This window comes from Paenibacillus sp. J14 (assembly GCF_000518465.1).
GTDB lineage: Bacteria > Bacillota > Bacilli > Paenibacillales > Paenibacillaceae > Fontibacillus > Fontibacillus barengoltzii.
The window spans coordinates 1-12,297 of the sequence record NZ_KI912442.1 but is presented as its reverse complement, the minus strand read 5'-3'; the positions used below and the strand labels follow the sequence as shown (position 1 = coordinate 12,297).

Genomic DNA, 12,297 nt, shown 5'->3' with positions numbered 1-12,297 from the left:
GGAAACCATTTGGTTTCATGTTAGCTAATCAATCAAGATTATAAAGGAGAATAGATGATGGAACAGAACAATACGGGTAAGCTGCCGGATATTCGGCATACGATGCTGCTCAATGCACCGATCTCGCGGGTATGGGAGGCTGTAGCTACGTCGGAGGGGATTGCCGCTTGGTTTATGCCGAATAGTTTTCAGCCGGTATTAGGCTATGAGTTTGTCCTGCATGCCGGCCCGTTTGGAGATTCCCCGTGCAAGGTGATGGAATTGGAGCCGCCGCACCGGCTGTCGTTCACTTGGGGCAAGGATTGGACGGTGACCTTTGAGTTGGAGGAAAAAGGGGAGCAAACGGAATTTACGTTGATTCACGGCGGTTGGACTGCCGACCAAGTGACTGAGTTCGGCGAGGCGCACGAGCTGGTTCGCGGCCGTATGGATCAGGGCTGGACGGGTATCGTCGCTGCGTTGGCTAAATATGTACAGGAGTAAGTCATGGCAGAGGCCGCTTCTGTAAAACATGATGTGTTCCAGGCGATTTCCGACCCGACGCGCCGAGAACTGCTGCAGTTGCTGAGCGGGCAAGAGCTGGCGCTAAAGGATATCAGCAGCCAGTTCCCTATCAGCCGAACTGCGGTATCCAAGCACTTGCGTATCTTGGCAGAGGCTGGCCTTGTGCGCGAGCGCAAGGTCGGCCGGGAGACGCGCTACCGCCTGGAGGCCGACCCGCTGTTGGAGCTGAAGCGCTGGCTGGCGTTTTTCGAGCGGTTCTGGGAGAACAAGTTGGCGTTGCTCAAGCACTATGTTGAATCTGAACCGGGCGCAGAACCGGAGGGGCTCCTTCCCGTCCCGGCGCCGCCATCCGGCAGTACAAGTGAGAATTCGGGCCAATAAAATAAAGCCCTCGGCTGCACCTCAATAGGGGAGACGGGGGCTATTCCCATGTACGCGGCAGATGACGGGTTTGAAGGATTCAAAGGGGGAGCCGACCATCCCCTTTAGCTGGGATCGGCTTGCCTTCCCCGGGTCTCCCATCTGGTATATAATGGGTTTGGACTATTTCATCATGGCAAATTACTTCCAAAAAAACGCTCAAGGAGGTTGTTGACATGAAGTACGTCAGTTTGGGAAGAACCGGATTGAAGGTCAGCCGTTTGTGCCTGGGAACGATGAATTTTGGGCCAACGACGGACGAGAAGGAAGCGTTTAAAATCATGGACGCTGCCATTGATGCCGGCGTTAATTTCTTCGATACGGCGAATGTCTACGGTGGAACGTCGCATCGCGGCTGGACCGAGGAGATCATCGGCCGTTGGTTCGCGCAGGGCGGCGGCCGCAGAGAGAAGGTTGTGCTGGCGACGAAGGTGTACGGAGCGATGAGCGATCCTGCGTCGGATCCCAATGAAGGCCAATCCGGCTTATCGGCCTACAAAATCCGCCGCCATCTGGACGATTCGTTGCGTCGGCTCGGCACGGACCATATCGAACTGTACCAGATGCATCATGTCGACCGGAACGTTTCTTGGGATGAGTTATGGAATGCTTTTGATATCGCACAAAAACAAGGCAAAATCGGTTACGTTGGTGCCAGTAACTTCGCTGGGCGGGATCTTGTGAAGGCGCAATATGAGGCGAAAGCTCACGGGGCGCTGGGCCTTGTCTCCGAGCAGCATAAGTACAGCCTGCTGTGCCGACTGCCCGAGCTGGAGGTTCTGCCTGCAGCCGAGGAGCTGGGGATCGGCGTGATCCCGTGGAGTCCGTTGGACGGCGGGATTCTCGGCGGGAATCTGAATCCGCAGCCGGGCTCGCGTACGGCGAAGCAGACCGAACGGCTCGAGAAGCTGCGCCCGCAGCTGGAGCGGTTTAGCAACCTGTGCAAAGAGCTGGGCGAATCCGAAGCCACGGTGGCCCTCGCCTGGACGCTGGCGCATCCGGCGGTGACGGCGCCGATTATCGGGCCGCGGACGCTGGAGCAATTCGAGGAAACGCTGCGGGTTGTCGAAGTCGAGCTGAGTGAGGATACGCTCAAAGCTATTGACGAAATTTTCCCGGGTCCGGGTGGTGAAGCGCCAAAAGCGTACGCCTGGTAAAAAGCCATACGAGGGAGGAGAACGAGACGATGATTCGATATGAGCGAGGCACGGACCTGGACATGAGCACGATATATCAGGCGTTTCAACGCGGTTTTGCCGATTATATCATCCAATTTAATTTGACCGAAGCGGAATTTGCGGATCGATTCTTTGGTCCGGAAGGCAATGCGCGTGAGCACTCCTTCGTAGCTCTCGACGGCGATGAACCCGTGGGGGTTGTCTTAGGCGGCAGCAAGGTCTATGAGTCCGTCCGGACAATGCGCTGCGGCGCACTGGCCGTCAGCCCGGAATATCGCGGCAAAGGCGTAAGTGCCGGCCTGATGGATCTGCACCGGGAGGAGGCGCTGCATGCCGGTTGCAAGCAGTTGTTCCTGGAGGTCATTGCCGGGAACGACCGGGCGATCGCTTTCTATTTAAAAAGAGGATACCGCCGTGTATACGACGTCTCGTACTTCACCCTTCCCGATGCATCCCGACTGGAGGCCCCGCAGGGGGCTTCCGCGGGAGCGCCGGTGGAGCGAATCGAGTTCGAGACCTTTGCCAATCTGGTGGGGCCTTGGAGATATTTTCATATCAACTGGCAAAACGACTTGGAGTATCAGCAACGAACTCCGTCTAACGTCTATTACGGCGTCCGGGTGGACGGTGAATGGGCCGGAGGGCTCTCGATCAGTCCGACCGGTAAGATCAATATGCTGATTGTCAGCCATCAGCACCGGGGTCAAGGCTTGGCCACCCGGATGTTGGTCGCTGCCCGCGAGGAGTTAGGCTTCGTGAAGTTCACCGCTTCCTTGCCGGATAATGCACTGCTGGAAGGATTTTTGGATCGGCATGGCTTTGTTCGCGATAAAATCAGCCTTCATGAGATGTACCTTCGCCTATAAAATGGGGGCATACCGGGCCTAAAAAGTGTTGACATAGTCCTTGGACATCGTTTATCATCATGTAGACCAATCGGTCTAATCTTACGCGGAAAGGTACCGGTATGCATGCCCAATCAGAATCCGACCCGTCAGTTGCTGATCGAAACAACGGCCAAGCTGCTGCAGTGTCAAGGCTATAACGCGACGGGGCTGAACCAGATCACTCAAATGAGCGGTGCGCCCAAGGGATCGTTGTATTACCATTTCCCCGAAGGGAAAGAGCAACTCGCGTGTGAAGCTGTTGTGTATACCAAGAACGTCACTTTGGAGAGCTTGCGCGCTGTACTGGACTCTACCGAAGATGCAGTTGGGGCTGTGCAAGCGTTGCTGCTTCTGATTGCCGACAACTATGATCGCGAGGATGCAACGCTGGGGGTGCCGATTGGCATCGTTGCCCATGAGACCGCCCGCAGCAACGAGAATATTCGTCAGGCTTGCTGTGACGTGTATAACGCTTGGATCGCTGAACTGGAGAAGAAATTTATCGCTTCCGGCTACAGTGCGGAAGAATCGGCGGATTTAGCCGTGCTGATCAATGGGATCGTCGAAGGTTCGATCATCATGTGCTTAACGCAGAAGAGCAGCCAGCCGCTGCACACAGCAGCTCGTCTGGTTCCGCGGCTTTTTCCTTCCTGAGCCCCGTTGCTCAGGAGCCCTTGCGGCAGAAGGAAGTGAGATCAGCGCCTCTTTCCTTAAATTTTAATATATAGAATGGTCTACACAACTTCCCCGTCGTGAACCCCAAGGCACGCTTTGCCTTGTTTATATAGATTAACCTAGAGAGAGGCGTAAAGTCCCAAAATAGGAGAAGATGGAGGTAACCCTACAAATGAATACATCATCGATGTCATCGGCTCATGGCGCCGGTGTGGAAGGGATCAGGCGTCTGCCGATTACGATCGCCCTGGTCATCGGGGCCTTTGTGTCCATATTAAATGAAACGTTGCTGAATGTGGCCTACACGGATTTGATGCAAGAACTGCGCGTGGGGCCTTCGACGATACAATGGCTTTCTACTTCTTATATGTTAGTGATTGGGATTCTGGTGCCGATTACGGCGCTGTTGATTCAATGGTTTACGACGCGGCAGATGTTCCTGTCGGCGATGATTCTGTTTCTGGTCGGAACGGTTGTCTGCGGGATTGCTCCTTCGTTTGGCGTGCTGCTGCTGGGTCGGATTATTCAGGCGATCGGAACAGGGCTGCTGCTTCCGGTCATGATGAACACCATTCTAACGATCTATCCTTCGGAAAAAAGAGGGGCGGCCATGGGCACGATCGGTCTGGTCATTATGTTTGGTCCGGCTATTGGTCCTACGCTGTCCGGCTTAATCCTGGATGTGCTGGATTGGCGCTGGCTGTTCTATCTGGTGATTCCGCTCGCGGTATTGTCCATTGTCTACGGAGCGCTGTATTTGCGGAACGTGTCGGTATTAACGAGACCGCGGGTGGATCTGCTGTCCATTCTGCTGTCAACGATTGGTTTTGGCGGTATCGTATACGGGTTTAGCCACGCGGGCGAAGGTGAAGGGTGGTCAAGTCCTGTTGTCTATACCTGCCTGGTTGCCGGATTTATCGCTTTAGTCTTGTTCGTTTGGCGGCAGCTGCGAGTCGCTGAGCCAACTCTGGACGTCCGCGTCTTCAAGTACCCGATGTTCGCCTTGTCGGCCGCGTTGCTCATGGTCATGATGATGACCTTGTTCTCGACGCTGATTATCTTGCCGATGTATCTGCAAGGCGCGCTGCTGCTGGCACCGTTCGCCGCTGGTCTCGTCTTGCTTCCCGGCGGGGTAATCAACGGTCTGATGTCACCGGTGGCGGGACGGTTGTTCGATAAATTTGGTCCGCGCGCGTTGATCGCGCCGGGGCTTATCATCGTGATCGCCACCTTGTGGTTCATGCGCGGCTTGTCGACGGACAGCTCGACCGGAGAGGTCATCGCGTTGCATATTACGCTGCTGATCGGAATTTCCTTGGTGATGATGCCAGGGCAAACGACGGGGCTGAACCAGCTGCCTCGTAACTTGTATCCGCATGGCACCGCGATCATGAACACACTGCAGCAGGTGTCGGGCGCGATCGGCACCGCGCTGTTCATCAGCATCTTCTCGCATGGCCAAGAACGTTACTTGAAAGCTTCGGCCAATCCGCAGGATCCAGCCGAGCTGGGGAACGCACTGGTGTCCGGTATGCACCAAGCGTTTACCATTTCGATGTACGTTGGCGTGGTGGCGTTGGTGATCGGCTTGTTCCTGCGCCGCACTTATGCGCCGGAGGAAACGCAGGTTGCTGCAGGCAGCCATCCGGAGTTTAAGCCGGAGGTTAACCCGGAATCGCGTTAATTGTAAAGGAAATCAAAGGCCGTCTATGCTTGAGACGGACACAGACCGGTTCGGTGGGAAGTTTCCATCGGACCGGTTTTTTTCACGTTGACTAGATGTGAACATTCTGGAAAACTTGAAGATTTCGATTGAACATCCGGCAAGGAACAGGGATGATGGCATAGGGAATGATTGGCTATACTGACAACATGAATATTCAGAAGGAAGGGGCATCCATTGATTATGGACCGGTTTTTTAAATTAAAAGAACATGGAACGACCATTCGCACCGAGCTGTTCGCCGGGCTAACTACCTTTCTGGCGATGGCCTACATCCTGGTCGTCAACCCCGCTGTGCTAAGCGCGGCTGGAGTTCCGTTTGATCAGGTGTTTATGGCTACCGTGATTGCGGCGGTTGTCGGCACGCTGTTTATGGCGCTGTTCGCCGGGCATCCGATCGCCATCGCTCCCGGCATGGGGTTGAACGCCTACTTCACGAGCGTGGTTGCCAGCACCGGATTGTCTTATCAGACCGTGCTGGGCACGGTGTTTTTTGCCGGGGTGCTGTTTCTGCTGCTAAGCTTAACCCGGCTGCGGGAAGCGCTGATCCGCGCGATTCCTGATTCGCTGAAGTTCGGCATTACTGCGGGGATCGGGTTATTCATCGCCTTCTTAGGGCTCAAAATGTCTGGCATCGTCGTGGCGAATCCCGACAACCTCGTGACATTTGGCGATTTGCACCGCTCGGTGACGTTGCTGACCTTGTTTGGCGTCTTTGTCACACTGGTGCTGATGGCCCGCCGCGTTCCCGGCGCGCTGTTTATCGGCATGGCACTGACCGCGGTGGTGGGCTATTTTACCGGTCAACTGAAATTGGACGGCTTCGTGTCTGTGCCGCCTGCGCCGGTCTTCTTCGACCTGGATTTGTCCGGCGTCTTTAGCCAAGGGCTGTACACGACCGTATTCGCATTTCTGCTCGTTACGCTGTTCGATACGACCGGCACGCTGATTGGCGTTACGGAACAAACCGGCGCTATGAAGAACGGCGAGCTTCCTCGGGCCAAGGCCGCATTGCTCGCAGATGCGACGGCGACCACCATCGGTTCGATGTTCGGTACGAGCCCCACCACCACCTACATCGAATCGACGACCGGCGTGGCGGCGGGCGGTCGCACCGGCCTGACATCACTCGTCGTCGCTGTACTGTTCCTGCTGTCGATGTTCATCTCGCCGCTGGTGGGGGCGATCTCCGGTCTTCCGGCCATCACCGCACCTGCCTTGATTATTGTGGGCTGCTTTATGATGGAAGGATTGGCCCGGATTCAGTGGAAATCGTTCGATGAGGCGTTTCCGGCCTTCGCGATCCTGTTGATGATGCCGCTCACCGCCAGCATCGCCACCGGGATCGCTGTTGGGTTCATCACGTATCCGGTGATGAAGCTGGTCAGCGGCAAAGGGCGGGACGTTCACCCGTTGCTTTATGTGTTTGGCGTGATCTTCGTGATTCAACTGGCTTTTTTTCCGGCGCACTAGGAAATTGAAGAAGATTTTGTTACTTGTTTTAACCGGGGTGAGACCCTTTTTTCGGCAGGCCGTCATATAATGAACCTGTAAGCCATACAATGGAAATCCTGAGGCGGTAAATCGCTGGATGTGCAGACATGAGAAAGGCGGACCTGACATGAAAAATTGGTTTACAGCGCTGCTTCCCCTGGCGCTCATTGTGATGTTACCCGGGCTGGATGCCCATGCGCCGTCGTCCTTCGGGTTTCTTGCCGGAGCGGGAACGGGAACAGGAGCCAAGTCGTCGACTGTTGGGATGGCGGAGCTGCAGTTACCCGAGACGGTTACGGTATACTTGAACGCCGTGAGCCTTGATTCTGACGGAGGAGTTCTCACGGTGGACCCGATCTTGTGGTATCAGGGGGATGAGGCGGCGGCGATCTTCGCAGAACGCGAACCGGAGGCTGGCATTGACGGACCACCGGACGGCTATTATATCGTCAATGACGCAGAGGAATCGGTGAGTTATCCGGTTTCCCCGGAAGCTGAAGTTATACTGCAGATTTATGACCGTACCGGTAAGCCGGAGGATATCGAAATCAAGGCAGATGAAACCGTAACCTTAAAGAAATTTAGGGAGTTGTTCCAACAGACGGATCTGCTGGATCTCAGCCTATTCCCATATCACCTCACGCTGAAAGAAGGCAAGGTCGTCCGGATCGTACAGCAATATGTGCCGTGACATCTGCATGAAGGTATGAGATTCAAGCCGGAGGATATCGCTCCGGTTTTTTTTTATTTGGGTGTTGCTGATAAAATCGTGTAGCACAATTTTGCAGTTGTAGTATAATATTTCCTTAGACGTAGTTCTTTGTACCCAATACATTCATTTTATCATGAGCCTCACTTTAAGGGGGGAGAACGGATGAACGCCCACCAAATTCATATCAAAAACATCTGGATGCTGAAATTGCTTGTCGGCTTGTTTATTGTTGCCAGTGTGCTGCAAATGCTGGTTCATCGGCATTTCGAAGTGGCACAACCGATCTTGGGCGCTTCTCTGCTCTTGGTGCTGGCCGGATTTGTGGTAAGACGCCGCTGGCCGCGGCTTACGATGATCTTAACGCTAGTGATGCTATTCATTTACCTCAATGTAATGGTATTCACGGATTTGTCCGTGACGAATTATATATTCCTGGGGCTGCTGCCGCTCCTCAGCTTGATGTATCATCATTATCTTGCGGTCGCGGTGGCAGGCGCACTTCATCTTCTGTCGATGCTGTATTTAGCGCTGGCATACCGGGGGGCGCTGTTGAGCGGGAAGCTGGAACGCGGCGATGCTGTATTTTTTGTGGTATACGGTCTGTTTATCTTATCGTTTTGCTTGATCTATGTACTGACGACGAAGATGCTGTCACCTCGAACTGAAAGCGACAAGTTGCCTTTGAATGATATCCTTGAAAACGCATCCGTTGGGGTCTGGGCTTATGACCTCAGTAAAATGGAATTGGAGGTTTCCTCCGGGTTCGAGCAAATTACGGGATATTCGAAAGAGAGCCTGAAGGGGAGGCAAGTGCAGGAGATCATCTACCCTGCGGACTTGAAGCTATTCCTCGAGATCCAGCATGAACTCATCCTTCGAAAAACGAACTCCACGAAGGAATGCCGCATCGTTCGGCCCGACGGTGAAATCAGATGGTTCCAGAACCGGGCACGGCCGTATTTCAACAACCATGGGCATCTCGTAAGGCTGGAAGGGGTCGTTATTGATATCACGGAACGGAAGCAGCTAGAGGAAAAAATTCAATTCCTGGCCTATCATGACGAGCTGACGGGACTAGCCAATCGGGCAAAATTTTATGCCAAGTACGCAGAAACGCAAGGGCAAGGAGAGCCCGTCGCCCTGATGTTCCTGGATCTGGACAATTTCAAGGAAGTGAACGACACCTACGGCCATGAAGCCGGGGATGAACTGTTGAAGCATATCGCAGGCCGGCTGGTCACCCTAGTCCGGGCGGAGGATACGGTTTGCCGTTTGGGCGGGGATGAATTCGTGATTTTGCTGGTAGGCCTGCAGGAGGACGGGGTATTAAAAGTGCTGGACCGCATTCGATCCAGCCTGGCTGAAGGTTATGTGTATCGGGGAAGACGGATCAGTATCTCGGCCAGCATTGGCATCAGTCTGTCACCGGATGGGAACGCAAGCTTGGAGGATATGCTTCGGCTCGCCGATGCAACGATGTATGATGTCAAGCGGGGCGGCGACACGATCCGGATGACCGCTGATTCCGGTTTGCCGCTGCCCAGCTGATTTATTTCTTCTCCCCTCGGTTTTCTTTCCGTTCCAAATAGATCGCTCCGAGCCATTGACTGGCAGCAAACAACACCACCATGCCAAGGACCACTAGAAAGCGGTTGTCTCCCTTACGCAGCAAGAGCTGCAGCAGAAACAAGGCGACCGCCACTTCCGTCCACACCAGACCGCGTTTGCGCAGCGCCTTGAGATCGTAAGCCCCGGAACTCATTTTACGCAAATTCAATACGGCGATCACAGCGAGGATAAGTAGAAAAATCAAAGATCCAATCAGGTCTTCTGTGGAGAACATGGACAATACGCGAACCCCTCTTCTACAGTAATGGTACAACTTACTTGCATTTTAGCTTAAGCCTTCAGGTCATGGCAAACGAATCGAATACATCAGTTTGTGAAATTTCGCTCAAATCCATTTGTCAAGGACATATTCAACAGCCATTATTTCAAAAGTAAGATATCTTCTTTTTAACTAGATAAAAAGAGGATGATGGAGAATGGCGATCACCAAATTTCTCAAGCTGGTGGAAATCCAGACGAAGGCCGCAAGCATGATTCCGCTTTTGTTTGGCACGGTCTATGCTGTTTACCGGTTCCATGTGTTTGAGCCTTGGCATTTTGTGCTCATGCTGATTTCCTTGCTCAGCTTCGACATGACCACGACGGCGATCAACAACTATATGGATTATAAAAAAGCGAAGCGCAAGCACGGCTATGGCTATGAAAAACATAATGCCATCGTCAAGTACGGCATGAATCCAACCGCGGTGCTGGCACTGATTATTTTGCTGTTCACGATCGCAGTGACCGCAGGAGTGCTGCTGTTCCTTCAGACCGGGTGGCTGCTGCTGTTGCTGGGCGCGTTGTCGTTTGCGGTTGGCATTTTATATTCCTTTGGGCCGATACCGATCTCCCGGATGCCGCTGGGCGAAATTTTTTCCGGACTGTTCATGGGATTTGTTATTATATTTGTGTCGGCTTACATCCATGCGGGCGACCAATTGGCTTCACTTTCGCTGCAGGGCGGCACGGTGATTCTCCAAGTTCATTTGCTGGAGACGCTGCTGGTCTTCCTCATCTCCATACCGGCGATTCTTGGCATTGCCAACATCATGCTGGCCAACAATATTTGCGATATGGAAGAGGATATCGACAACAAACGCTACACCTTACCGATTTACATTGGAAAAGGTCCGGCGCTGCTGTTGTTTAAACTGCTCTATTATGCGGCCTACGTGGATGTGATTGTACTGGCGATCCTGGGGGTTCATCCATTGATACTGCTGCTGGTTCTCCTCACCGTGGTGCCAGTGTCCAAAAATATCCGAACGTTTACTGCGCAGCCTACCAAGCAATTTACGTTTGGCTTATCGGTGAAAAATTTCCTGCTGACCAATATGGCGCGTATCCTCGCGCTGATTATCGCCGTCGTGTTGCCCTTCTAACGATGGGTTCCGGCGGGGATGTATCCGTGTGTGATCCGGGTCTGACGCATGGGTTGGCAGACTTGAGGAGGAAGCAAAGAGACGATGGACAATCGAGGCAAGCTGCGGATCGGAATGGTTGGCGGCGGTTGGCGGGCTGAATTTTATTTGCGGATTGCCCGCGCGCTGCCGGAGCGTTTTGAGGTGAGCAACATCTATATGCGGGACGAGGCAAAAGGCCGGGAAGTGAACCGGGTATGGGGCGTTCCGGTGACAACAAATTGGGAGACCTTCCTGAAGCAGCGGGATTTCGACTTTGTGGTGTTGTCGTTGCCTCGGACGGTTACGCCGGAGTACTTGGTTCGGCTCGCTGCAGCGGGCATACCCGTGCTGACGGAGACGCCGCCGGCGGTCGATCTGTCCGGGCTGTACCAACTCTATGAAACCGTTGGATCTACGGCGAAAATTCAAGTGGCCGAGCAGTTCCTGTTCCAGCCGATGCATGCGGCCCGCCTTGCCGTCGCGCGGTCGGGTCTCTTGGGCGAGGTGTCGCACGTGCAGGTATCGGCGGGACACGGCTATCACGGCATCAGCCTGATTCGGCAACTGCTCGGAGTGGGATTCGAGGAGGCGGAAATCCGCGGGGAGCAGATTTCCTCCCCGCTCGTTCAAGGCCCCGGCCGCGGAGGCTGGCCGGAGGTGGAGCAGATCGTCACTTCGTCTCAGACGATTGCGCTGCTTAGGTTCGGTGAGCGGACGGCATTGTTCGATTTCACCTACGATCAATATTTCTCACCGATCCGGCGTCATCGCGTGCTGGTGCGCGGCGTCCGGGGGGAAATCGACGGGACGGAGCTTCGCTACCTTCGCGATTTCCGCACCCCGGTGGAGCTGCAGCTGCGGCGGGTGGATGCCGGCCAGAACGGCAGCCTCTTGGGGTATTACCACGAAGGTGTGCTGGCCGGCTCCGAATGGGTGTACGTGAACCCGTTCCGGCCGGGACGGCTGACGGACGAAGAGATCGCCATCGCCACCAGCTTGGAGAAGATGGGGCAATACGTACATGGAGGCCCTTCGTTCTACAGCTTGGCGGAGGCGGCCCAGGACCAATACCTGTCCTTGATGATGGAGCAGGCGGTCCAATCTGGGCAGACGGTGCGGACCGAGCGCCAGCCCTGGGCCATCGAATCGCAAAAAGCAGAGTGAATCCATTGACGGGACTGACCCCATAGTGTGGGACAAATAAAAACACCTTCAAGAAAATTCGCCCATGTCGTAAGATATGGAGACAACCTTGGAGGTGTTTTTTTTCATTGGGAACAAGAGTTAGTTATCCCCCTAGAAGTTAAAATGAAGGCAATTGAAATGAAAATGTCTGGTACACCGGTGAAGGAAATTATGGAGCAATTAAATATCCGAAATAAGACACAAGCGGAAACTTGGATGAGATGGTATCGCAATGGCGAGCAGAACCGTTTAGAGCAGCCAGTAGGTAAACAATACAGCTATGGCAAAGGACCCGAACATACCTCGGAATTAGGGAAGGTTAAGGCGGAGAACCGGTTTTTGAAACAACAACTAGAGCTGCTAAAAAAGTACAACGAGATGGAGAGGGGGCATCGTCAAAGATTGTAATAGAGTGGATTGAGTCGATTCGAGGAGAAGTGAGTGTGCAACAAGCTTGCGCCTGGATCGGAATCCCTCGCGCCACTTACTATCGCTTGAAGGCAAG

General features: G+C 53.9%; 12 protein-coding genes and 1 pseudogene. 12 read left to right on the top strand and 1 reads right to left on the bottom strand.

Going from position 1 to position 12,297, the window contains the following annotated elements; genetic code table 11:
• Positions 1–57 precede the first annotated feature (57 nt).
• From M891_RS0122225 to M891_RS24765, 9 genes are all read left to right on the top strand, one after another.
• Positions 58–483 (top strand): SRPBCC family protein, encoded by a 426-nt coding sequence (locus tag M891_RS0122225; protein WP_028540311.1) that lies wholly within the window; start codon positions 58–60, stop codon positions 481–483.
• Between the two features lie 3 nt (positions 484–486).
• Positions 487–885, top strand: coding sequence for an ArsR/SmtB family transcription factor (locus M891_RS0122220; RefSeq protein WP_016314283.1), 399 nt, complete (start codon positions 487–489; stop codon positions 883–885).
• 215 nt (positions 886–1,100) lie between these two features.
• Positions 1,101–2,081 (top strand): aldo/keto reductase, encoded by a 981-nt coding sequence (locus tag M891_RS0122215; RefSeq protein WP_016314282.1) that lies wholly within the window; start codon positions 1,101–1,103, stop codon positions 2,079–2,081.
• A 29-nt stretch (positions 2,082–2,110) separates the two neighbouring features.
• The gene (locus tag M891_RS0122210) at positions 2,111–2,968 is read left to right on the top strand and encodes a GNAT family N-acetyltransferase (protein ID WP_028540310.1); all 858 of its coding nucleotides are present in this window, start codon (positions 2,111–2,113) and stop codon (positions 2,966–2,968) included.
• A 105-nt stretch (positions 2,969–3,073) separates the two neighbouring features.
• Positions 3,074–3,643, top strand: a complete 570-nt coding sequence (locus tag M891_RS0122205; protein ID WP_009223631.1) for a TetR/AcrR family transcriptional regulator — start codon at positions 3,074–3,076, stop codon at positions 3,641–3,643.
• Positions 3,644–3,851: 208 nt separating this feature from the next.
• Entirely contained in the window at positions 3,852–5,348 is a 1,497-nt protein-coding gene (locus M891_RS0122200; RefSeq protein WP_371859492.1) for an MDR family MFS transporter, read from the top strand.
• Positions 5,349–5,570: 222 nt separating this feature from the next.
• Positions 5,571–6,860, top strand: coding sequence for an NCS2 family permease (locus tag M891_RS0122195; RefSeq protein WP_084628964.1), 1,290 nt, complete (start codon positions 5,571–5,573; stop codon positions 6,858–6,860).
• Between the two features lie 148 nt (positions 6,861–7,008).
• The gene (locus M891_RS0122190) at positions 7,009–7,572 is read left to right on the top strand and encodes a hypothetical protein (RefSeq protein ID WP_028540307.1); all 564 of its coding nucleotides are present in this window, start codon (positions 7,009–7,011) and stop codon (positions 7,570–7,572) included.
• A gap of 183 nt (positions 7,573–7,755) precedes the next feature.
• Positions 7,756–9,141 carry a sensor domain-containing diguanylate cyclase gene (locus M891_RS24765; protein WP_051417180.1) on the top strand — a complete coding sequence of 462 codons (1,386 nt, stop codon included), beginning with the start codon at positions 7,756–7,758 and terminating at the stop codon, positions 9,139–9,141.
• Between the two features lies 1 nt (position 9,142).
• Here M891_RS24765 and M891_RS0122180 read toward each other — a convergent pair whose 3' ends face one another.
• Positions 9,143–9,436 (bottom strand): hypothetical protein, encoded by a 294-nt coding sequence (locus M891_RS0122180; protein ID WP_127575237.1) that lies wholly within the window; start codon positions 9,434–9,436, stop codon positions 9,143–9,145.
• A 202-nt stretch (positions 9,437–9,638) separates the two neighbouring features.
• Between M891_RS0122180 and menA the strand changes: the two genes are divergently transcribed.
• The 3 genes and pseudogenes from menA to M891_RS0122165 all read left to right on the top strand — a co-directional run.
• The gene (menA, locus tag M891_RS0122175) at positions 9,639–10,586 is read left to right on the top strand and encodes a 1,4-dihydroxy-2-naphthoate polyprenyltransferase (RefSeq protein WP_028540305.1); all 948 of its coding nucleotides are present in this window, start codon (positions 9,639–9,641) and stop codon (positions 10,584–10,586) included.
• 84 nt (positions 10,587–10,670) lie between these two features.
• A complete protein-coding gene (locus tag M891_RS0122170) occupies positions 10,671–11,771 on the top strand; it encodes a Gfo/Idh/MocA family protein (RefSeq protein ID WP_028540304.1) in 1,101 nt (366 codons plus the stop codon).
• A 107-nt stretch (positions 11,772–11,878) separates the two neighbouring features.
• Positions 11,879–12,176 (top strand): annotated as a pseudogene (locus M891_RS0122165) (helix-turn-helix domain-containing protein); the annotation flags it as partial.
• Between the last annotated feature and the right edge of the window lie 121 nt (positions 12,177–12,297).